The following is a 20,100-nucleotide window of genomic DNA, read 5'->3' as shown; positions in this document are numbered from 1 at the left end:
CGCGCGCCGCAACCGCAGGACATTGCCGCCCGCCTTCGTGGGCCCCGCGCGTCTTGGCGCGCAAGGTCGACAACTGGCGCAAGCTTCCTCAAGCTGACCGCGCCGCCGGCCGACATGGCCTTGGGAAATCCGATTTGCTGCTACGCCGCCACAACCTGAACCTCCTGCCGATTCTGCGGGAGCTTCTGCGTACGCGAAGCGTCGGCAAGACCGCGGAGATCGTTGGCCTCAGCCAGTCGGCCGTCAGCGCCGCTCTGGCGCGCTTACGCGAGACCTACAACGACGACCTGTTGGTGATGGTCGGCCGCAGGCTGGAACTGACCGAGAAGGGCGCCCAGCTGATCGAGCAAACCGAGCGGGCCTGCCTCGAGGTCGAGAGCCTGCTGCGCCCCCCTGAGTTCGATCCCTCGACGGAGACGCGCCGTTTCGTGGTGGCCACCGCCGACTATGTGACCTTCCTGCTGGCCCCCGCCCTCGCCCGGCTGTTCGCTGAACAAGCGCCCAGCGCTTCGGTCCATTTCGTCGATGTGCCGACAGACCTCCAATCCCAGATCGTCCGCGGCACAGTCGACGTCGTGGCCATCCCCGACGGCACCGCCACAGGCCTGAGCCGCGACATCTCCTCAGCGCTTCTGTTCGAAGACGACATGGTGGTGATCGCTTCGCGCAAGCACCGCACATTCGAGGGGCCTCTGACCCGTGAAGTCTATGAGGCCAGCAGGCACGCGCGCTTCCGGATGTCGCCGAAAAACACAGCAACCCATCAGGACGTGAATTTCCGCCAGATCGGCGTCCATCAGCTCGACCTGGTGATGGTCCAGCAATTTCTCAGCCTGCCTGGCATCGTCGAGGCATCGCCGACCTTGGCGTTGGTTCAGCGCCGGCTCGCCGAGCGCTTCCAACGAAGCCACGAGATAGACATCTTGGACGCTCCCTTCCCGCTCTCCCCGATCAACCTAACCGCCTACTGGGCGCGCGCCGTCGAACGTGATCCTGCGCACGCCTGGTTCAGGGGGCTGCTACTGGAAGCCGGGTTAGAGCTTCCACATCGGGTTGCCTTGGCGACCTAGCTGTGAGCTCTCAGTAGGCCGTCCTGAGGTCTTCCAGGCCGAGGCCTTCGAGATTGGCAGGATCGATCATGCCGTGACCGGCGCTTTGTCGACCACGCGGTAGCGCGTTATCCAACTGACTTCGCAACAGTTTTTCTCGTGTTCCTGCCTGCCGGGTCTTCCTCGGACACGAAACTGGCCGGGTTCAGGCGCAGCGCAAGGCTCGCTCCGCCAGGGTATTGCTTCGTCACGCAGAGGCCGGTGGCGTTTGGCTTGTAGGGAGCCAACAGCCCAGGTCCGACCCGTTGCCCGCTTAGCGCCCACAGCCGCGGTCCCCCGGGCGCTCAGGACGGCTCCACTTGAGTGGGAGGCCAGGGCCAGGTGCATAGTTGCCCCCCAGCATGGCACGAACGTCAGTCGGAGGGCCGCCGTCCCTGATCCAGGCGACGGGTACGCGATGTCCCCGCGCAGCCCACGCCATCCAAGGCCACTCCTTCGCGACAGACTCTCCGTCTTCTTTCTCACCTAGACCGACGCCCGGCTGGACACGGGTGTCATCAAACCCGCCCGCACCGCATCCTAGCGACCACTCAGGCAGAACCGTGATGGAGTTTGCGGGGCGCGGCGACTCCGCGAGTCGGCACCCGCGCCGCCGAGAGGCCGACACCCCTGCCAGCGCCGCGGCCTCGGCCAGGCCCGACTCGGAGCGATCGACGAACATCGCGGCCGGGCGCCGCCTCGGTCGCTTCCCTCGGGCTCTCGATCGTGTCGCGGTCGGGGCTGTCGGACGCCACCAGGACCACGTCGGATCGAGGATCCTTCCGCTCATCGGCTGAGCAGCCAACGCCCATCCCTTGGCGATTCCGACCACCAGCGGCTCGACCGGACCGCCGGTCAGCCCTCTGCACGCCAAGTCGGCATCGGCGCCGGGTTCAGCCGCGCTTCGCGCGGACCTGGGCCAGCAGGGCGGCCGCCTCTGCGCGCCGTCCGCGATCCGCAATCTCGCGACCCGGGCGGGCGGGAGCGGCCAGAGCCCGCTGCAGCGCCTTCTCGGCCTCGGCATATTGGCCCTGCCGGAACAGGAAGTCGCCGTAAAAATAGTTGGGATCGAGGCCGGCCGGGTTCTGCGCCAGAGCCTTCCTGAGGTAGGCCTGCGCCTTGTTCCTGTCGCCGAAGCCGACCGGGAACCCCGGGACCTGATAGTAGAGCGAGCCCAGGCTCGTATAAACCGAGCCGTCGCCGAGGGCGTTTGGGTTCAGCCGTTCCGCCTGCTCGAGCACGGCCCTGGCGTCCTTGGCGAGCGAGAGACCGCCTAGGCCGCCCTTGGCGCCCGCCTCGGTGCTGAGCGCAATCGCCTTCCAGACCAGCGGCTCGGCGCGGCCGGGATACCGGCGCGCCACGGCGTCGGCCTGGGCGGCGAGCGCGGCGGCGGCATCTGCCCTGGCGGCGCCATGCACCTCGTAGTTCACGTGATCCCACCCGTGCGCCAGCAGGTCGAGGCGGTCCTCCAGGTCGACAGGCTGAGCCGTCGCGGCGCCCGCCCCGGCGGCGGCCGCGGGGGCGGGGACGCCGGCGGCAAGGACGGAGGCTGCGAGAAGGGGCGCGGCGAAGGCCTTGAACGTCTTCATGGGCAGATCCTTCACTCGAAGAGCGCCGCCACGCGGCGGTCGCTTGGGGCAAGCGCGCGGTCCACGAGCCGCGGCGCCATGGCGTTGAGGCGCACGAACAGGGCCTCCGGGAAGCCGAAGTAGAGGTCGCGCCGCCGCGCGCCGACAGCCTCGACGATCCGCGCCGCCACCCGGTCGGGATCGTCCATGGCCATCCGGGTGAGCGCGGCGAACTCGAGCACCTTGGGCGAGTTGAACGCCGTCCTGACGGCGCGCGGCGCAACGTAGGTGACGTCGACGCCCGATCCCGACAGCTCGCGCCGCAGGGCCTGGCTGTAGGCCCGCAAGCCGCCCTTCGAGCTGGAGTAGCTGGCGAAGTGCGCGAAGTTGATCGATCCGAAGATCGAGCCCACGAACGCGATCTGGCCACGCCCTCTGCGGCGCATGGCGGGAAGCACGGCCTGCGAGAGCCGCATGGGCGCGAGGAGGTTGATGTTGACGGTCCGGACCAGATGGTCCGCCGGCTCGGCCTCGGCTGGCCCGAAGTACTGGACGCCCGCCAGGTGGATCAGCCGATCGCACGGCAAGCGGGCCAGCTCTTCCGCCGCCAGGTCGGCGCCCAGGGACGTCGACAGGTCGCACGCCAGGAACCGCAGGCCCGACTGCGTCGGCGGCTGGCGGTCCAGCACGGTGACGTCGGCGCCGGCCGCCGACAGCCGCCTGGCGATGCGGCCGCCCAGTTCGCCGGCGCCGCCGGTGATCGCGATGCTCTCGCCGTCAAACCGCATGGGCGAGCTCCTGCGTGTGAGGAATGGCGCGGAACATGTCGGCGAAGAGAACGAACACCCGCCGCGCCACATGCACGATCGCGGCCCGATCGGCGGGGTCTTCCACGCGGTCCATCAGGCTGGCGAAGAAGGCCATGTGGTCCTGGTCGAGGGCCCCGTGCGAGGACAGGTACGAGAAGCATTCGGGGCCGAGGCCCAGCGCCCTGGCCACGGCCGATGCGCCGGCGGTGGCGAGCGCGATGCTCGTGCCCTCAAGCACGTAGACCATCCCGAACATCCCCATCGGATTGACCCGCCCGACGTAGTCGTAGGCGTAGGCCACCATCAGTTCGGTGGCGGGCGCGGGCGCGCCGGTCCGGACCGCCTCGGCGTCGCCGCCGGCGCGGGCGATGTCGTTGAGGATCCACTGCTCGTGGCCCGTCTCCTCGGAGATGTATTCGCTGAGCGCCGCACGGAAGGGCGCATGCGCGCGGTCCATCCCGTCCCGCGCGCGGCGCAGCAACGGCACGGTGTGGCTCACATGGTGGTAGGCCTGGGCGAGATAGGCCAGGTAGGTGTCCCGGGTGATGTGTCCCTGCACGCCGTCGACCAGTTGCCGGACGCCGTAGAGGGCGGTGCGCTCGGGGGCCGTGACCCGCTCGAGCTCTGCGAAGAAGGACATGGGATCGGCTCTCAGAGTGAGGGTTCGATGAAGGCGTGGTGCGCTGCGCGCAGGACCTTGCGGCGCGGGCGGCCGTTGGCCGTGACCTCGCCGCGCGCCGCGGCGAAGGGCGACGTTCCCGCCCATCGGCCGATGCGTGCGTAGTCCGGCAGCCGTGCGTTCACACGCTCGACCGCCCCTGCGACGGCGCCCGGCGGCAGATCGGCGCGGCTCGGAACCAGCAAGGCGCAGAGGGTGGGCGCCGCTTCGCCGAACACCGCCGCCTGGGCGATCTCCGGCTCGGCCAGGAGTTCGCTCTCGACCCACTCGGGCGAGACGTTCCGGCCGTAGGCCGTGATCAGGACGCTGGACTTTCGGCCCGTTATGGCGAGCCATCCATCGTCCAGCCCGCCGAGGTCGCCCGTGCGCCACGCGGCGGTCTGCGGCGGTCCTCCGACGTATCCCAGGAACGGCCGGGGGCCGACGACGATCTCGCCGTCGTCGGCGATGACGACCGAGAGATGCGGCAGGATCCGGCCCACGCTCTTGGGGCGGTCCGCGCGGGGCGTGTTGAGGGCCACGACGGAGCCGCACTCGCTCAATCCGTAGCCCTCGTAGGCCGGGAGACCGAGGGCGCGGGCGGCGACGATCAGTTGTGGCGCGACCTTGGCCCCGCCCACCGCCACCAGCCGCAGCGACGGGAGGCGGCGACGGCTGCCGTCGAGCACCGCCATCAGGCCGCGCAGCAGCTCCGGGACCAGGATCAAGCTGGTGATCGCAGCCGCGTCGACGGCGTCGGCCAGACGGATGAGGTCTGCGCGCCCGTCCGTCCCGAAGCCCAGGCCGGCGAGCGGCCGGACATCATAGCACCCGCCCGCCAGCAGGGTCGGATAGAGACCTGCGACGTTCTCCAGCAGGACCCCGAGGGGCAGCACCGCCAAGTGGCGACCGGCGTAGTCGGCGCCTATCGCGTGGACCAGGGAGGCCGCAACCGCCTCCATCTGCGCCTGCGAAAGGCACACACCCTTCGGCGTGCCGGTCGATCCCGACGTATAGGTGATCTTGGCCGTCCCGGCATGCAGCGTCCGGGGCGGCACGCCGAGCCGCTGGGCCGCCACGACCTGTCCGGCGACGTCGAGCACAGGCGACGCCGGCGCGGCGGGTGCGCTCAGGAGCAGCACCGCGCCGGCATCGGCGATCGCGTGGCTGCGCTGCTCCGGCGTGAAGAACGGCGGCAGGGGCAAGCAGGGCCGGCCGAGCGCCATGAGCGCCAGGTCGAGCACCACCCATGCCGGCCCGTTGTCGAGTGCGAGCGCCACCGGACGCGGGCTCGGCGCGGCGCCGAGGAGTTCGCCCAGCCGCAGGGCGACCGCTTCGATCTCCCGCTCGAGACCAGCGCAGTCCCAGGTTCTGTCGCCATCGGTGAGGATGGGAACGGTCGGCGTCTCGCGGGCGCGCCGCGCCAGGGCCTCCAGCACCAGGCTCATGCGCAGGCCCTCGTCCGGCGGCGCGCCTGGCGCTCCATCGCCTTCGTCCGAAGGCGGTCGCGCAGTCCCGCCAGCGCGGCCCCCGCCGTCACGCGCCCCGCGTAGACCTTCGGCGCGCCGGCGTAGTAGCTGCCCCAGGCCGCCGCCTCGGCGCCCAGCCGCTCGGGATCAGCGTCGGCGAGCCGGCGCAGGCCGAAGCCGGCGCGCCCCAGGGCCCGGGCGAGTTCGGGACGAAGCGTCGCGACGGCGAACCGGCGCCCGGCGACACCGGCGAGCCAGGGCGGCAGGGCCTCAAAGAGCTGCAACGACCAGGCAGGATGCGTCGAGGCGAAGGCGCCGATCTCGACGATCGACTCCCGCGGCGCCACGACGCCCAGCCCGCGTTCGACCTCGTGCTCGACGGCGGCGTCCAGGTAGCGTTCCAGGAACAGCGGCCCGGTCTCGGCCAGTCGCAGGCCGGCGGAGGCGAGCAGGGTCCCGTCCGGCGCCCGGAGCGCCGCGATCATGGGATGGTCCGCAGTGACCCTGGCGTCGTAGGCCGCGGCGAAACGGGCGCTCGCGAAGGCCTCGATCTCATGGCGGTCGGGGTGGGAACGTCCGACGACGACGACCCGTGGCGCGGGTAACGGCAGATGCAGGACGTTGTCGCCGTCACTGGTCGCGCGGGCTGGCTCACTCAAATTCGCACCTCCGATTGGCGCCCCTCGACCCTCAGACGACGCGATCGCGGGCCCTCCTCAACCGGCTGCGACGTTTTCATCGCCGGGTGAGTGACGTGCGGGTTGCGCGGCAGGGGTGAATTCCGGAACAGTCGTGCCCTGTCCGCTCCGGAGTGCGCCCGCCCAATGGCCGATCCGCCACCGCTGATCGCCGCCTACCTGCGAAAGCGTGCAGACCTCGTCCGCTTCTTCACGCTGCGCACGGGATCGGGCGCGGCCGCCGAAGACATCGTGCAGGACCTCTATGTGAAGCTGGTCGAGATCGAGGCCCCGGCCGACCTGCGCAGCGCCGAGGCCTTCCTGTACCGCATGGGCTCGAACCTGATGCTCGATCGCGCCAAGGCGAGCCGCCGGGCCGCCGCGCGCGACGACGCCTGGGGCCAGGCCGCCGGCGGCGACGGGCCGGAGCCGATCGCCCAGGAACCGCCTGCCGACGAGGCCGTGGCCGCGCGCCAGCGCCTGCGGCGCCTGCTGGCCGCGCTCGACGGCCTGCCTCCGCAAGTGGCTGCGGCGTTCCGCCTCCACAAGTTCGACGGCCTGGGCCACGCCGAAGTCGCGGCGCGGATGGGCGTGTCCCGCAGCTCGGTCGAGAAGTACATCATGACGGCGCTGAAGACGCTCGCCGCGGAGGTCGGCCGATGACTTGCGGTCCGCCGCCCCCGGCGTCGTCTATGCGCCAGGAGGTTGCCGTCTCGCCATGAGCGCGCCCGACAAGTCGCCGAACCCCGAGGCCGTGCGCGATCGCGCCGCCTATTGGCATGTGCGGCTCGCCGCGGAAGACGCCATCGACGCCGACTGGCTGGCGTTCGAATCCTGGCTTGGGGAGCACCCCTCCCACCCGCGGGCCTACGAGGCCGTGGAGCAGGTCTGGGGCGATCTCGACGCGGCGCCGGCCTCGGCGGCGACCAACGTCGCACGGCTTCGGTCACGGACCGGGCGGCGCGCGGTCCTCTGGGCCGGCGGCGGCGCGGTCGCCGCGAGCCTCGCCGCAGCCGCGATCGCCGTCTGGCCGGGCCTCGAGGGCGGGACCGGGCGGACCCGGGTCATCGACACCGCGCCGGGCGAGCGACAGGTGGTGGCGCTGGCCGACGGCACCAGGATCACGGTCAACGGCGGTTCGCACCTCTCGGCCACGCTGGGACGGCGCGAGCGGCGGGTGGTGATGGCCGACGCCGAGGCCGTCTTCGACGTGGCCAAGGACCCAGGCCGTCCCTTCCTGATCGACGCCGGGGAACGCGAGATCCGGGTAGTCGGCACCGAGTTCAACGTCCTGCGCCAGGGCGACGACGTCACCGTCGCCGTCCGCCGTGGCGTCGTCGAGGTGCGGCCGACCCACGAGGTCCGGCCGGTCGCGCGCCTCACGAAGGGTCAGGCCCTGACCCACCGTCACGGCGTCGCGGCAGACACGACGGCCCGCGTCGATCCGGACGCTGCGCTGGCCTGGACCACGGGGCGACTCGTCTTCCAGGGGCAACGCCTGGACGAGGTGGCCCGCGTCCTTTCGCGCTATCCGGGACGCCGGATCGAGGTGGCCGCCGACGCCGCCGCGCTTCCGGTCACCGCCACCCTGAGCATCGGAACGCAGGAGGCGATGCTGGACAGCCTGGCGGCATTCCTGCCCGTGCGGGTCGAGCGCCAACCCGATAGGGTGCGACTCAGCATGCGTCGCTAGAGGCGCGGTAGACTGGGATCGTCCATGCGAGACGCGCCGTTGCGCGGGCCGCTCACCGCGCTGACCGCGGCGACGATCCTGTCCATCCCGGTCGCCGCCGAGGCAGCCGACGTCCCCCTCTCGATCCCCGAGCAGCCCCGGGAAGCCGCCCTCATGGCGCTCGCGGCGCAAGCCGGCCTTTCGCTGGGGTTCGCGCCTGGCGCCCGTTGCGGCGGCCAGGCCGGCCTGGCGGGACACATGAGCGTCGAGGCCGCCCTGGCGCGCCTCCTGGCCGGCTCCTCCTGCGAGGCGCGGCGGCCGAACGCGCGCACGATCGTCATCCTGTCGGCGCGGCCGGCCCCGCGCGAGGCCGCCCCCGCTCCGGCTGCGCCCCGCCCGCCGACCGACCTCGCCGAAACTGTCGTGACCGCCGACAAGACCGAGCAACTCCTCTCGCAGACGCCTTCCGCGCTCACCGCTGCGGATGGTCCCGCGCTCTCCAGGGCCGGGGTCACCGACGTCCGCGACCTCCCGCTGCTGGCCGCCGGGGTCACGGTCACCAACCTCGGCACCCGGCCGCGACAAGGTGATCCTCCGCGGCCTTTCCGACGGGCCGCTCACCGGCCACACGCAGTCGACGGTCGGCCTCTACCTCGGCGATCTTCGCCTCACCTACAACGCCCCCGACCCCGATCTGCCCCTGGCGGACGTGGCGCGCGTGGAGGTGCTGCGGGGACCGCAGGGCTCGCTCTGGGGGGCGGGATCGATCGGCGGGATCCTCCACGTCGTACCCAACGCCCCCGATCCGTCCGGCGGATCGGGCCGGCTTGAAGCCACGGTGTCGTCGACGATCCACGGAGCCCCGTCGTACAGCGCCCAGGGCATCTTCAACACGCCCCTCGCGAACGGGACTGCCGCCCTGCGCGTCGTCGCATGGACCGAGACCGCAGGCGGGACGATCGACGACCGGGCCCGATCGCTGAGCGACATCGACCGCTCCCGCCGCCGCGGGGCTCGCGCGTCGCTGTCATGGCGTCCGGCGCCGGACCTCGGCCTGGACGCGATGGTCGTGGCGCAGAACATCGCCACGCGCGACGCACACTACGCCGATCCGGCAGTCGGGCCGCTGGCGCGGGCGTCAGCGATCGCCCAACCGCACGACAACGACTTCCTCGCAGCCTCGCTGAGCGCCCACTGGACGCCGGCGTGGGGCAGCGTCACCGCCAGCCTGGGCGCGCTCGACCACGATGTCGGCACGACCTACGACGCCGCCGCCGCGCCCGCCGACCTGGCCCCGGCAGGGACCCGCCCACGCGCCTTCGACGACCGCAACGAGATCCGCGCCGTGGTGGGTGAGATTCGCGCCGCATCGACGGGAAGCGGCCCGTTTCGGTGGAAGGCCGGCCTCTTCGCGTCGGAGGGCGACCAGCGCCTGGCGGCGACCCTCGGCACAGTGCAAGGCGCTGACGGCTATGCCGAGCGTCGGCGCGACCGCCTGCACGAGGCCGCGGCGTTCGGCGAGGCCGCGTACGACCTGACGCCGAACTGGACCCTCGCACTGGGCGGCCGCCTGTTTGCGGCCCGCCTGCGGACCCGCTCCGACGTGTCGGCGATCGCCTCGCCTCGGGCGTTCGCAGATCAGACGCACAGCCGGGGCCTGGCCCCGCGGTTCGTGCTCGCCTATCGACCGGCGCCGCGCCTGACGATCTATGCCCAGGCGGCGGAGGGCTACAGGACGTCCGGCTTCAATACGGGAGGCCCCCGGGCAGGCGTTCGCGAGCGACGGCGGCGTGCAGCCCCTGCGGCGCTATGGCGGGGACGAACTCTGGAGCTACGAGGCCGGCGCGCGGTGGCAATCCCCCCGCCTCGGCCTGACGGCGCGGCTTGCGGCCTTCCAGGCCGACTGCAACGACATCCAGGCCGACCTGCTGCTGCCTTCAGGCCTGCCCTTCACCGCCGACCTCGGCGTGGGTCGCAGCCGGGGGATCGAGGCGGAGGCGAAGTGGTCGCGGGGCGGGCTCGAGTTGGGGGGCAACCTGACTGCTCAGGAGCCCGAGTTGCGACGGCCCGCGCCCGGCCTGCCCGCGCGCGCGGACAGCGGCCTGCCCGGCGTGCCTCGCGTCAGCTTCGTGGCGTTCGCCGCCTACGCCCAGGACCTCGACGCGGACTGGCGCTTCTCGACGCGAGCCAGCTACGCCTACGTGGGCGCCTCGCGCCTGGTGTTCGACGCCGTAACGGCGCCGCGCATGGGGGGCTACGGCGATCTGCGCCTGTCCTTGACCCTGACGTCCCCGGCCATGAGCGTCGGCCTGTTCGCCGAAAATCTGCTCGACCGCCGGGGCGACACGCTGGCGTACGGCAACCCGTTCCTGCTGCGCCGCCAGGTGCTGTCCACGCCCCAGCGGCCCCGCACGGTCGGGCTTGCCGTGGGCCGGAACTTCTAAGGTCGGACGATGCCGGCGGTCCGGCCGAGGACGCCCCTCGCGGCCACCGGAAGATGATCGGAGAGATCGGCGTCCCCGCTGCGATAGTCCTCGAGCTCCAGCGCGCCCCCCGCCACGATATGATCGAAGTCGTGACGCGGACGCCAGGCGGGGAACGTCGGGGGAGAGACAGTCGGGATACGGCCGTCCGTGGCCTCGCAGAACGCCAGAAGCGGCGCGCTGCGCGTCGTGCAGTTGAAGTCTCCGGCCACGGCCCAGGCTCCGGAGCCGTTCAGAGTTTCGGCCACCGCCGCGAGCTGGATCTCCTGGTCCGCGCGACCGAGGCTCAGATGCAGGCAGACGATCCGCACGGGCGTCTCTCCCTCCACGTCGGCCACGAGGCAGCCGCGCCCCGCCAGCCTGCCGGGCAGCTTGACGTCGCGCACGGCCCGCAGCGGCGCGCGGCTGAGGATGGCGTTGCCGTGACGCGATATCGCCGGGACGATCCGGTTCTCCTGAACCGCCACATGAGCGTGTCCGGACATCGCCGCGATATCCCCGACCTGCGAGCGGAAGGCCGCGCGCCTCCCCCCGAGATCGACCTCCTGGAGACAGACGACGTCATAGGCGGCGATCGTCCGGGCGATCTGCTCCAGCACCACCGCCTTGGCCGGCGTGTGCATGACCTGGCGATAGGCCCGCAGGAGGTAGTCGCGGTAGCGGCTCGTTCCGATGCAGGCCTGGATATTCCACGTCAGCAGGTTCATCCCGCGGCAAGCTCCGCATCCGCGCCGTTGGAAGCGATGGGACGAGGGGGCGGCCCGCCCAGGCGCGGCCGGTGGCCGGACCGGCTACAGAAGCGGCCCGACGATCGCGAGCGTGTTCTGCAACAACTGCCTCGCCACGCCCCAGGACACGACTTCCGCGAGGGTGATCTCGCGACAGTCGCCCACATAATCCTGCTGTCGCGCGCGGACGGCACGAGTGAATTCATGGTCGCACACCAGGATATTGTTCTCGTAGTTCAGGTCGAGGCTGCGTCGGTCCATGTTGGCCGAGCCGATCAGGGTGATCTCGCCGTCGATCGTGAGCGATTTCGAATGCAGGAGACCCGCCTGGTACTCGTAGATCCTGACCCCGGCCTCGAGTAGCTCCCGATAGTAGCTTCGGCTCGTCGCCGCGATCGCGAAGTCGTCGTTCCGGGCCGGGAAGATGATCGTCGTCTCGATGCCCCGGTTGGCGGCCGCGCGAATGGCCGCCTGCAACGCCGCGCTCGGCGCGTAGTAGGGCGTGGTGATGAAGAGGTTCTCCCGGGCGCCGTAGATCAGGGTTTCGAACATTTCCGACATGGCCGAATTGCGGACCGTCGGACCGGTGCCGACGACCTGCGCGGTGAAACCGCCGGCCTGGGTCTCGGGCATGGGTTCTCGCAGCATGTGCGAGATGTCGTCGCCGCCGGCGCCCATCCAGTCGCTCGCGAACAGGTGCTGGTTCTGGCGCACGACCGGGCCTTCGAACCTGGCCAGGATATCGACCCAGGGCGCGAACCTGGCCTTGGGCAGGAAAGCCGCGTCCGCGCAGTTCTGACTGCCGCAATAGGTGACGCGGTTGTCGATCACGACGATCTTGCGGTGGTTCCGCAGGTCGATGCGGCTCCCGATGACCCGCAGGAGCGGGTTGCCGACCGGCAACGCCCTGGCGACCTGCACGCCGGCGGCCGGCAGCGACCGCCAGAGATCGCTCCTGGTCAGGGCCCTCGAGCCGACGTCGTCGACCAGCACCCGGCAGTTCACGCCCCGCGCGGCGGCGTGCTTCAGGGCCTCGGCGACCTTCCGCCCGCTGCCGTCGTCCAGCCAGATGTAGAACAGCAGATGCACGCTGCCGACGGCCCGGTCGATATCGGCGACCAGGTCCGATATGGCCGCCTCCGAGTCCTCGGTCAGGCGCGCGCGGTTGCCGCCGGTCGGCGCGTACCCGCTGATGGTCTCCCCCAGCCTGAACAGATGGCCGAAGCGCGCGCGGTCGTGCGGGCTGAGGGCCGACGCATCCGATCCCGCCACCAGGCCCGGCGCCGGAAGGCCGGCGAAGACCTGCTTCAGCCTGGCGGCGCGCTTTCGCCCGATATTGGTCTCGCCGAACAGCAGGTAGGCCACGACGCCCACGTAGGGCAGCGCCAGGGTTACCGCCAGCCAGGCGACCCGGGACTCCGGTTGCCGGTGCCGCCTCAGCAATATGCGCGCGCAGCACGCGCCGATCACCACGACATAGGCGACCAGACCTTCCACATGGATCATCTAGGCCAAGATCCCCGTCTCCGGGCGGAGCACTCCGTCGAACCGGGTCGCCCACGCAAGAAGATCGGACACTCAGGGCTTCTTCGGCGCGGTCGCCTCATGCACGACAGCCTTGGCGTCCGTCACCGCACGCGTAGCCGCCGCCTTTGCATCGGAGCCAACATCCTTTGCTGCAGCGCCGGCATCGGCCGCAACGCCCTTCGCCGCGGCGCTCGCATCGGCTGCGGCGCCCTTTACATCGGTCGCAGCGGCCGCCGCCGCCGCCCCGGCATCCGCCGCGACCTTGTCCGTCGCCACCTCGGCGTCGGCCACGGCGTGATCGGTCGTCGCCTTCACAGAGTCCTCAGCGGCCTTCGAGCAGGCCCCGAGAGCCAAGCCAAGCGCCGCCAGGGTGATGATGGTGGATTTGCGCATACAGTAAGCCCCTCCCGAAGGCCCGACGCCGAGCCTGGAGCTCCATAGTTGCGCGCCTTCGCGCCGGAGCCCACCCAAAAAAGCGCGACCGACATGCCGGATCCGGCCTCGATCCTCGCAGCGGCGGGGCCTGTGAGGTGTCGCGCGCGGAACGCAGAACAGCGCAATGCGTTCCGCTTCGGAACACAGATTTGAGCCTCCAGCGTCAAGTTCGCATGACCTGATATGGCCCCTTGACGGCCAGGGGATTTCGATCTGATGTTTCAACGATAGGCGTATTCCGGCGCTACTCTACTCGCCAATACCGAGTATCTAGTAGCCAATACCGTGCGTGTACGTGGGGGAAACGTAAATGAATGCGACGACGGCCGATATTTCTACCGCAAGTCATCGTTGGGGGTGGATGCTTGCTTACGGCGTGCTGCTGGTGCTCATAGGCTTCTTTGCGCTCGCACACCCCTTCGCGACCGCATTGGCGGCCGGCCTCCTGCTCGGCACAAGCCTTGCCTTTGGCGGCGCAGCGTCGCTGATCGCTGCGTTCAGAGACGCAGGATGGCGGGCCAAGACGGTCGATCTGCTTTTCGGCGTGCTGATCCTGATCGCAGCGTTCATCTGCCTGGCCGACCCGTTCAGCGGCGCCATCAGCCTCGCCTGGGTCATCGGCATCATATTCCTGATCACCGGCTTCTACGAACTCGCGGCGGCCTTTCGGATCGGGAGCAACAGGATCTCGCTCATACTTCTGGGGGTCGTGGACATAGCCCTCGGCCTTTGGATGACGATCTTCATGGGCCCGGGAGCTGCGTTGATCGCGCTGGCCGGCGTGGTCGGGATCGCATTCGTGTTCCGCGGCGTATTGCTTTCGGTCGCGGCTCTGAAGCTTCGCGGACTGGCCAGGCTCTGACGCCTCGATCTCGGCGAGCCGGGCGCGCGATGTCGTCCGGTTGCGGCGGGACCGAAATGGAAGGCGATCCTTCGCCCAGCGCGTCGGTCACGCACGATGGTCCCATAGGTGGCGATCGCCGCGTTCGAACATCGCGCTGAAGCTGCGCAGACCATCCGGAAGCTTGCGACCAACGATACACGGCGCGCGCCGCCGCTCTGCATCCGAGAACAGCCACAAGTGGAGGCCGCCATGGAAAGACGAGATGCTGTGCAGGTTCAGCAGGGATCGGTGGAAGCCGACCCCGCGGTGAGTGTGGTGATCCTGAAGGACGGCCCATACCTGATCAGAGGCGCTCCGCCGCTGCATACGCAGACGATCGAACGCAACGAGCAGGGACAGTCCTGGCAGTTTCGGCAGGGCCGTCAATTCGCCGTCAAGGACGGAACAAGGCTTTGCCGATGCGGCCATTCGCAGAACAAGCCTTACTGCGACGGCAGTCACGCCAGAGCTGACGTCGATCTGACTGAAACTGCGACCTTCGAGCCCATGCTCGATAGCGCGCAGGAAATCGACGGCCCTCGCTACGCGCTGACCGACAATGAACGGTACTGCGCCTTCGCGCGATTTTGCGACAATGGCGAAGGCATCTGGAACGAGGTCCGGCAGCCGGGCGAGCAGCACGCCAGACTGACGATGTACATGGCGCACCATTGTCCCTCGGGACGGCTCCTGGTGTGGGATCGCGCGACCGGCGAACTGGCGGAGGAGCCGTCGCCCGTCAGTCTTTCACTGATCGAGGACCCTGGAGCCGGGGCCAGCGGACCGCTGGTGCTGCGCGGCGGCATCCGCGTCGAGAGCGCGAGCGGCGAGAGCTACGAAATCCGCAATCGCCAAACACTGTGTCGCTGTGGGGCGTCCTCGAACAAGCCGTTCTGCGACGGCAGTCATGCGACGATCAGATTTCAGGACGGCCTGTAACATCCGGCTGCCGTGGCGCACCGGCAGCCGCGCAATTCGGCACGGGATGCCCGTCAGCAAGGCCTGACGGCGGGGGAGGAATTCTTGGAAGACCAACGACTGGTGCTGGTGACCGGCGGCACAGGGTTTGTCGCCCAGCATTGTATTCTGGCCCTGCTGAACGCGGGCTACCGGGTTCGGACGACCATCCGCACGCCGTCGCGCGAAGGAGAGGTCCGCTCCTATCTCAAGACGGGCGGCGCGGACCCCGGCGAGCGGCTCTCGTTTGCGACGGCGGACCTCAGCGCCGACCACGGCTGGGCCGACGCGACCCACGGCTGCGCGTTCGTGATGCACGGCGCGTCGCCCACGCCCTCGGGCAGCCAGGTCACCGAAGACGAGTGGGTGAAGCCGGCGGTCGAAGGCAACCTTCGGGTGCTGAGAGCCGCGCGCGACGCCGGCGTCAGGCGCGTGGTCCTCACCTCGGCCTTCGGCGCGGTGGGCATGGGCCACCAGCCGATGAAGCGCCCCTTCGATGAGACCGACTGGACGAACCTGCGCGCGAAGGTTCCGCCGTACCAGAAGTCCAAGACGCTCTCGGAGCGGGCCGCCTGGGATTACGTCGCGGCCGAGGGGCGCGGTCTCGAACTGGCCGCCATCAATCCCACGGGAATCCTCGGTCCGGCGCTCGGTCCGGACACGTCGCACTCGCTTGCGCTGATCAAGAACCTCTTCAACGGCGTTCCAGGCGTGCCGAAGATCAACTCCGGCTTCGTGGACGTGCGCGACGTGGCCGACCTGCATCTGCGCGCCATGACCAACCCGGCCGCAAACGGCGAGCGCTTCCTGGCCACCTCGGGCGAAAGCCTCTGGATGATCGAGGTCGCCAGGATCCTGCGCCGGCGACTGGGCCCGGCGGCGAACAAGGTCCCGACCCGCGAGCTGCCGAACACCCTCGTGCGCATCGCGGCGGCCTCGAACCCCTCGATGAAGGGGATCCTTCCGATCCTCGGCGTCAACCTGAACGCCACCGGCGAGAAGGCCATCCGCGTGCTCGGCTGGTCTCCACGGCCGGCGGAGGAGGCCATCGTGGCGTCCGCCGAGAGCCTGATCGCGCTCGGGGAGATCGAGGTCTGACTCCGCCGACCGCAGCGCGAGGTCTTCCGGTCGCGACGGCGCCGTCCGCCTGACCCGCAGGCGGGACTCAGGCCTGCAGCGGAAGCGACGTCCGCCATTCGCCGGTGGCGTCGTGAACAGCGTTCACGATGGCCGGACCAACGCAGATGACGGCAGGTTCCCCGACCCCGCCCGGGCTCAACGTCGACGGCACGATGTGGACTTCGACCCTGGGCATCTCGCTGAGGCGCGTGGGCTGATAGCTGTCGAAATTGCGTTCCTGGACCTCGCCGGCCGTAAGCGTGATGCGGTTGCTCAGGATGGACGAGAGCATGAATCCGGTCCCGCCTTCGAACTGGGCGCGGATGTTGTCGGGGTTGATCGCGACGCCACAGTCGACGGCCACCACCACGCGATCGACCCTGATCGCGCCCGGCGTCACGGACACCTCGGCGACGGCGGCGAACGACGACCCGTGTGAACTGTGAACGGCGACGCCTCGGCCCCGCCCCGGGGCGAGGCGCGCGCCCCACCCGGCCTTGTCCGCGGCCAGCCTGAGGGCGGCGACGCGGCGCGGGTCCTTGGCCAGGAGCCGCATCCGATACGCCACCGGATCCTCGCCCGCGAGTTCGGCGAGGGCGTCGACGATCACTTCCACCGCGTGGGCGGTATGGGTGTGGCTGACGGCGCGCCACCAGGTGACGCTCACGCCCTCGCGGGACGGCACGACCTTCACCCGGAAGTTCGGCGCGGCGTAGGGGTGGTTGGTGAGCCCGTCGGCGGTCGTGACGTCGACCCCGTCGTGGATGGTGTGGGGTTCGTAGACCGTGCCCGCGGTGATCGACTTTCCGACGACGACGTGATCCCAGGCCGCGATGTCGCCGCTGGCGGTCACCCCCACACGGGCCCGGTGGTATGCCATGGGTCGGAACAGGCCCGCCTGAAAGTCGTCCTCGCGGGTGCGGAACACCTGGATCGGCCGGCTTCCGCCGAAGGCCTTGAGGACCTCGGCCGCCTCCGCGACGTAGTCGGACCGGGGATCCGAGCGCCGCCCGAACGAGCCCCCGGCCTGCAGGGTGTGGATTGCGACCCGGTCGGCTTCGATGCCGAGGATCCGGGCGACCGCGGCCTGGTCCAGCGTCTGCGATTGCGAAGCCGTCCAGAGATCGACCCGTCCGTCAGCATGGCGCTGGATCACCGCGGCGAGCGGCTCGAGCGGGGCGTGGGCCAGGTAGGGGAACTCGAACTCGAGCTCCAAGGTCCTGACCGCGGAGGCGAAGCCGGCGTCCATGTCGCCCCGGGCGACCGCGGGACGCCCCGGGCCCGCGGCGAGCGCCTTGAAGTGCGCCATGATCTCGTCGGTGGAGCGCGTCTCGGCGGCCGCCTCGTCCCAGCGCGCGACCAGGGCCTTCTTGCCCTGCATGGCCGACCATGTGTCGCGCGCGATCACCGCCACGCCCGGCGGGGCTTCGATCACCGCGACGACGCCGGGAATCTCGCGGGCCCGGGTCGCATCGTAGCCGGCGAGTTTCGCCCCGAACCGGGGCGGGCGGAGGATCGTGGCGTAGAGTTGCCCCGGTCGCCGCACATCGACGGTGTAGAGCGTGTCGCCCGTCGTCTTGTCCGGCACGTCCAGCCGGCGCAGCGGTCGGCCGATCAACCCGAAGGCCGCCTGCGCCTTCAGGCGGGGATCGGCGGGAACGGGTTGGCGCGACGCGGCGTCCGCGATGTCCCCGAACCGAAGCCGGCGGCCCGAGGGGCGGTGGACCATCATGCCGTCCGCCACCTCGACCTCATCGGCGGGCGCCGCCCAGCGCGAGGCGGCCGCGGCGACCATCATCTCGCGCATCGCCGCCGCCGCGCGCCGCAGTTGCATCCAACTGTTGGAGGTCGAGGTCGAGGTGCCGGTGCCCTGCATCGGCCCGAAGAACAGGTTGCTGTAGAGCTTGGTGTTCGCTGGCGCGAAGGCGTAGCGCATCTGAGTCCAGTCGGCGCCCAGTTCCTCGGCGACGATCGTGCAGAGGCCGGTGGCGATCCCCTGCCCCATCTCCAGATGCTTGATCTGCACGGTGACCGTGTGGTCCCGGCCGATCGAGATGAACGCGTTGGGCGCCGGCACATCCTTGCCGGGCGCCGGTCGCGCCTCGTCGGCGATCGCGCGCAGCGGCGCCCACGTCGAAAGCACGAAGGCGCCGCCGCCGCGCAGGATCGTCCGGCGGCTCGCCTCGTCCGTCGGCGTTCCCGACCCGCGCTTCCGGGGGCGTTCGGGTCGAGTACGAGGCTCGCCGGGCGTCGGACGGGACATCAGGCGAGCAGGTGCGAGATGTTCTTCACGATCGTGTAGTGCGAGAGCCCCTCCACGCCACCTTCGCGGCCGTAGCCGCTGTCCTTCACGCCGCCGAACGGCGTCTCGGCGACGGAGGCTTCCAGGGTGTTGATCGAGACGTTGCCCGCTTCCAGTTCCTCGGCAAGGCGGTCGGCGTTGCGGGCCGAATGCGTGAAGCCGTAGGCGGCGAGCCCGAACGGGAGCGCGTTGGCCTTCGCAATGGCCTCGTCTAGGGACGCGACGGGATTGATGATCGCCAGCGGCCCGAAAGGCTCCTCGCGCATGACCCGCGCGTCGTCCGGCGCCTCGGCCAGGACCGTGGGCTGGAAGAAGTAGCCCGGCCGGTCGAGCCGTTCGCCGCCGGTGAGCACCTTGGCGCCACGGCGGCGGGCGTCGGCGACGAGAGCTTCGAGCGCATCGACCCGCCGGGGGTTGGCGAGCGGACCCATCTGCGTCCCGGCGTCCAGCCCGTCACCCACCGGGATCGATGCGGCCTTGTCGGCGAAGGCCTTGGCGAAGGGGCCGTAGATGGACTCGTGGACGTAGAAGCGGGTTGGCGAGGTGCAGACCTGGCCGGCGTTCCGCATCTTCCGCGTCGCAGACGTGACGCCGGCGGCCACCGGATCGAAGTCGTCGCAGACGACGACCGGCGCGTGGCCGCCGAGTTCCATCAGCACGGGGGTCATGTGGCGGGCCGCCAGTTCGGACAGGTGCTTGCCGACGGCGGTCGAGCCGGTGAACGCGACGAGCCGCACCTGCGGCTGCGGAATGAGGTGTCCGGAGATGTCGGCGGGAACGCCGAAGACCAGGTTCAGCACGCCGGGCGGGAGGCCGGCGTCATGGAACGCGCGGGCGATGTGGACGGCGCCGCCGGGGGTCTCCTCGGCCGCCTTCAGGATGATCGAGCAGCCCGACGCCAACGCGCCTGCGACCTTGCGCGCCGGCTGGCTCATCGGGAAGTTCCAGGGCGAGAACGCGGCCACCGTCCCGACCGGCTGGTGGATCACGACGTACCTGATCCCGGGCGCGCTGGGGATGACCCGGCCGTAGGTGCGCAGCGCCTCTCCGGCGTCCCACTCGAAGAACTCGCAGCCGCGGATCACTTCGGCGCGCGCTTCCGTCAGCGGCTTTCCGTGCTCCAGCGTGATGGTCTCCGCGATCTCCTCGCTGCGCTCGCGCAGGAGCCGCGCCGCCCGCAGGATGACGTCGGCGCGCCGCGCGGGCGCCGTCCGGCTCCAGATACGGAAGCCATCGGCGGCGGCCGCGAGGGCGTCGTCCAGATCGGCGCGCGAAGCGACGGGCACGGCGCCGACCTGCTGCGCCGTGGCGGGATTGAGGACGGGAAGGCTGTCGCGCGCCGCGCGCCAGGCGCCGCCGATATAGAGCTGGGTGTCGGGATAGAGTGGCAAGACGGCGGCCTCCGGACGCGGAGGCTCAGCTCCGACAGATGGATTCGGACCCGCGCCATTACGGGTGACGGTCGAACCTAGGCGTCGCCAGCCTTGATCGGAAATCATAGTGTCGGCGCATAGTATGCCGTCGGGTCATAGAAGAGACGTCGGCTACTTCATGGTGGGGATGACGAAAGCGGAGTCTTCGGTTGCGCCTTCGGGCCATCGGGCGGTGATGGTCTTGACCTTGGTCCAGAAGCGGACGCCCTCCATGCCGTGCTGGTTGGCGTCGCCGAAGGCCGAGCGCTTCCAGCCGCCGAAGGTGTGGTAGGCGACGGGGACGGGGATCGGC

Annotated in this window: 17 protein-coding genes and 2 pseudogenes; 8 read left to right on the top strand and 11 right to left on the bottom strand. The window is 70.4% G+C overall.

Going from position 1 to position 20,100, the window contains the following annotated elements; genetic code table 11:
* On the top strand, positions 1-1,070 hold a 1,070-nt coding region (locus JNL41_RS13995; protein ID WP_293475901.1), incomplete at its 5' end, for a LysR family transcriptional regulator.
* Positions 1,071-1,981: 911 nt separating this feature from the next.
* Here JNL41_RS13995 and JNL41_RS13990 read toward each other — a convergent pair.
* Genes JNL41_RS13990 through JNL41_RS13970 form a run of 5 tightly spaced genes read right to left on the bottom strand, consistent with a single transcriptional unit; the run spans position 1,982 to position 6,251 of the window.
* Positions 1,982-2,677 (bottom strand): tetratricopeptide repeat protein, encoded by a 696-nt coding sequence (locus tag JNL41_RS13990; RefSeq protein WP_293475899.1) that lies wholly within the window; start codon positions 2,675-2,677, stop codon positions 1,982-1,984.
* A gap of 11 nt (positions 2,678-2,688) precedes the next feature.
* Positions 2,689-3,444, bottom strand: coding sequence for an SDR family NAD(P)-dependent oxidoreductase (locus tag JNL41_RS13985; RefSeq protein ID WP_293475897.1), 756 nt, complete (start codon positions 3,442-3,444; stop codon positions 2,689-2,691).
* Positions 3,434-4,105, bottom strand: coding sequence for an iron-containing redox enzyme family protein (locus tag JNL41_RS13980; RefSeq protein ID WP_293475895.1), 672 nt, complete (start codon positions 4,103-4,105; stop codon positions 3,434-3,436). The genes JNL41_RS13985 and JNL41_RS13980 overlap by 11 nt, the downstream gene beginning before the upstream one ends.
* 11 nt (positions 4,106-4,116) lie before the next feature.
* A complete protein-coding gene (locus JNL41_RS13975) occupies positions 4,117-5,571 on the bottom strand; it encodes an AMP-binding protein (RefSeq protein WP_293475893.1) in 1,455 nt (484 codons plus the stop codon).
* Positions 5,568-6,251, bottom strand: coding sequence for a thermostable hemolysin (locus JNL41_RS13970; protein ID WP_293475891.1), 684 nt, complete (start codon positions 6,249-6,251; stop codon positions 5,568-5,570). The genes JNL41_RS13975 and JNL41_RS13970 overlap by 4 nt, the downstream gene beginning before the upstream one ends.
* A gap of 165 nt (positions 6,252-6,416) precedes the next feature.
* Here JNL41_RS13970 and JNL41_RS13965 point away from each other — a divergent pair, with 165 nt between their 5' ends.
* The 4 genes and pseudogenes from JNL41_RS13965 (at position 6,417) to JNL41_RS13955 (ending at position 10,385) form a co-directional block, all read left to right on the top strand.
* Complete coding sequence (locus JNL41_RS13965; RefSeq protein ID WP_293475889.1) at positions 6,417-6,932, top strand: RNA polymerase sigma factor; 516 nt, start codon at positions 6,417-6,419, stop codon at positions 6,930-6,932.
* Positions 6,933-6,987: 55 nt separating this feature from the next.
* Entirely contained in the window at positions 6,988-7,962 is a 975-nt protein-coding gene (locus tag JNL41_RS13960) for a FecR domain-containing protein (protein WP_293475887.1), read from the top strand.
* Positions 7,963-8,425: 463 nt separating this feature from the next.
* Positions 8,426-9,682, top strand: a pseudogene (locus tag JNL41_RS22580) (TonB-dependent receptor); the annotation flags it as partial.
* 49 nt (positions 9,683-9,731) lie between these two features.
* A complete protein-coding gene (locus JNL41_RS13955; RefSeq protein WP_293475885.1) occupies positions 9,732-10,385 on the top strand; it encodes a TonB-dependent receptor in 654 nt (217 codons plus the stop codon).
* Here JNL41_RS13955 and JNL41_RS13950 read toward each other — a convergent pair.
* The 3 genes from JNL41_RS13950 to JNL41_RS13940 all read right to left on the bottom strand — a co-directional run bounded on the left by JNL41_RS13950 (position 10,382) and on the right by JNL41_RS13940 (position 13,072).
* A complete protein-coding gene (locus JNL41_RS13950) occupies positions 10,382-11,131 on the bottom strand; it encodes an endonuclease/exonuclease/phosphatase family protein (RefSeq protein ID WP_293475883.1) in 750 nt (249 codons plus the stop codon). The two genes, JNL41_RS13955 and JNL41_RS13950, sit on opposite strands and share 4 nt — an antisense overlap.
* A gap of 84 nt (positions 11,132-11,215) precedes the next feature.
* Positions 11,216-12,658: a cardiolipin synthase gene (gene cls / locus JNL41_RS13945; RefSeq protein ID WP_293475881.1), complete on the bottom strand. Its 1,443-nt coding sequence runs from the start codon at positions 12,656-12,658 to the stop codon at positions 11,216-11,218.
* A 72-nt stretch (positions 12,659-12,730) separates the two neighbouring features.
* A complete protein-coding gene (locus tag JNL41_RS13940; RefSeq protein ID WP_293475879.1) occupies positions 12,731-13,072 on the bottom strand; it encodes a hypothetical protein in 342 nt (113 codons plus the stop codon).
* 352 nt (positions 13,073-13,424) lie between these two features.
* Here JNL41_RS13940 and JNL41_RS13935 point away from each other — a divergent pair, with 352 nt between their 5' ends.
* From JNL41_RS13935 to JNL41_RS13925, 3 genes are all read left to right on the top strand, one after another.
* Positions 13,425-13,976, top strand: a complete 552-nt coding sequence (locus tag JNL41_RS13935; RefSeq protein ID WP_293475877.1) for a DUF308 domain-containing protein — start codon at positions 13,425-13,427, stop codon at positions 13,974-13,976.
* A gap of 108 nt (positions 13,977-14,084) precedes the next feature.
* Positions 14,085-14,936, top strand: coding sequence for a CDGSH iron-sulfur domain-containing protein (locus tag JNL41_RS13930; RefSeq protein ID WP_293475875.1), 852 nt, complete (start codon positions 14,085-14,087; stop codon positions 14,934-14,936).
* 84 nt (positions 14,937-15,020) lie between these two features.
* Positions 15,021-16,052 carry an aldehyde reductase gene (locus JNL41_RS13925; protein WP_293475873.1) on the top strand — a complete coding sequence of 344 codons (1,032 nt, stop codon included), beginning with the start codon at positions 15,021-15,023 and terminating at the stop codon, positions 16,050-16,052.
* 67 nt (positions 16,053-16,119) lie between these two features.
* On the opposite strand, the gene JNL41_RS13920 is transcribed toward JNL41_RS13925, so the two are convergent.
* From JNL41_RS13920 to JNL41_RS13910, 3 genes and pseudogenes are all read right to left on the bottom strand, one after another.
* Positions 16,120-18,336 carry a molybdopterin cofactor-binding domain-containing protein gene (locus JNL41_RS13920; protein WP_293475871.1) on the bottom strand — a complete coding sequence of 739 codons (2,217 nt, stop codon included), beginning with the start codon at positions 18,334-18,336 and terminating at the stop codon, positions 16,120-16,122.
* Positions 18,336-19,766: an NAD-dependent succinate-semialdehyde dehydrogenase gene (locus JNL41_RS13915; RefSeq protein ID WP_293475869.1), complete on the bottom strand. Its 1,431-nt coding sequence runs from the start codon at positions 19,764-19,766 to the stop codon at positions 18,336-18,338. Before JNL41_RS13915 ends, JNL41_RS13920 begins: the two co-directional genes overlap by 1 nt.
* 153 nt (positions 19,767-19,919) lie before the next feature.
* Positions 19,920-20,100: pseudogene (locus JNL41_RS13910) on the bottom strand (methylmalonate-semialdehyde dehydrogenase (CoA acylating)); the annotation flags it as partial.

The organism is Phenylobacterium sp. (assembly GCF_016793285.1).
Classification (GTDB): Bacteria; Pseudomonadota; Alphaproteobacteria; order Caulobacterales; family Caulobacteraceae; genus Phenylobacterium.
The sequence above is the reverse complement of the archived record's forward strand: the minus strand, read 5'-3'. Positions and strand labels throughout refer to the sequence as shown.

What these genes read in the sequence shown, in the direction of transcription:
- JNL41_RS13960 (WP_293475887.1), top strand. Translation starts at nt 6,988, where the DNA reads ATGAGCGCGCCCGACAAGTCGCCGAACCCCGAGGCCGTGCGCGATCGC.
- JNL41_RS13940 (WP_293475879.1), bottom strand. Translation starts at nt 13,072, where the DNA reads ATGCGCAAATCCACCATCATCACCCTGGCGGCGCTTGGCTTGGCTCTC.
- JNL41_RS13985 (WP_293475897.1), bottom strand. Translation starts at nt 3,444, where the DNA reads ATGCGGTTTGACGGCGAGAGCATCGCGATCACCGGCGGCGCCGGCGAA.
- JNL41_RS13975 (WP_293475893.1), bottom strand. Translation starts at nt 5,571, where the DNA reads ATGAGCCTGGTGCTGGAGGCCCTGGCGCGGCGCGCCCGCGAGACGCCG.
- JNL41_RS13950 (WP_293475883.1), bottom strand. Translation starts at nt 11,131, where the DNA reads ATGAACCTGCTGACGTGGAATATCCAGGCCTGCATCGGAACGAGCCGC.
- JNL41_RS13980 (WP_293475895.1), bottom strand. Translation starts at nt 4,105, where the DNA reads ATGTCCTTCTTCGCAGAGCTCGAGCGGGTCACGGCCCCCGAGCGCACC.
- cls (WP_293475881.1), bottom strand. Translation starts at nt 12,658, where the DNA reads ATGATCCATGTGGAAGGTCTGGTCGCCTATGTCGTGGTGATCGGCGCG.
- JNL41_RS13965 (WP_293475889.1), top strand. Translation starts at nt 6,417, where the DNA reads ATGGCCGATCCGCCACCGCTGATCGCCGCCTACCTGCGAAAGCGTGCA.
- JNL41_RS13920 (WP_293475871.1), bottom strand. Translation starts at nt 18,336, where the DNA reads ATGTCCCGTCCGACGCCCGGCGAGCCTCGTACTCGACCCGAACGCCCC.
- JNL41_RS13990 (WP_293475899.1), bottom strand. Translation starts at nt 2,677, where the DNA reads ATGAAGACGTTCAAGGCCTTCGCCGCGCCCCTTCTCGCAGCCTCCGTC.
- JNL41_RS13935 (WP_293475877.1), top strand. Translation starts at nt 13,425, where the DNA reads ATGAATGCGACGACGGCCGATATTTCTACCGCAAGTCATCGTTGGGGG.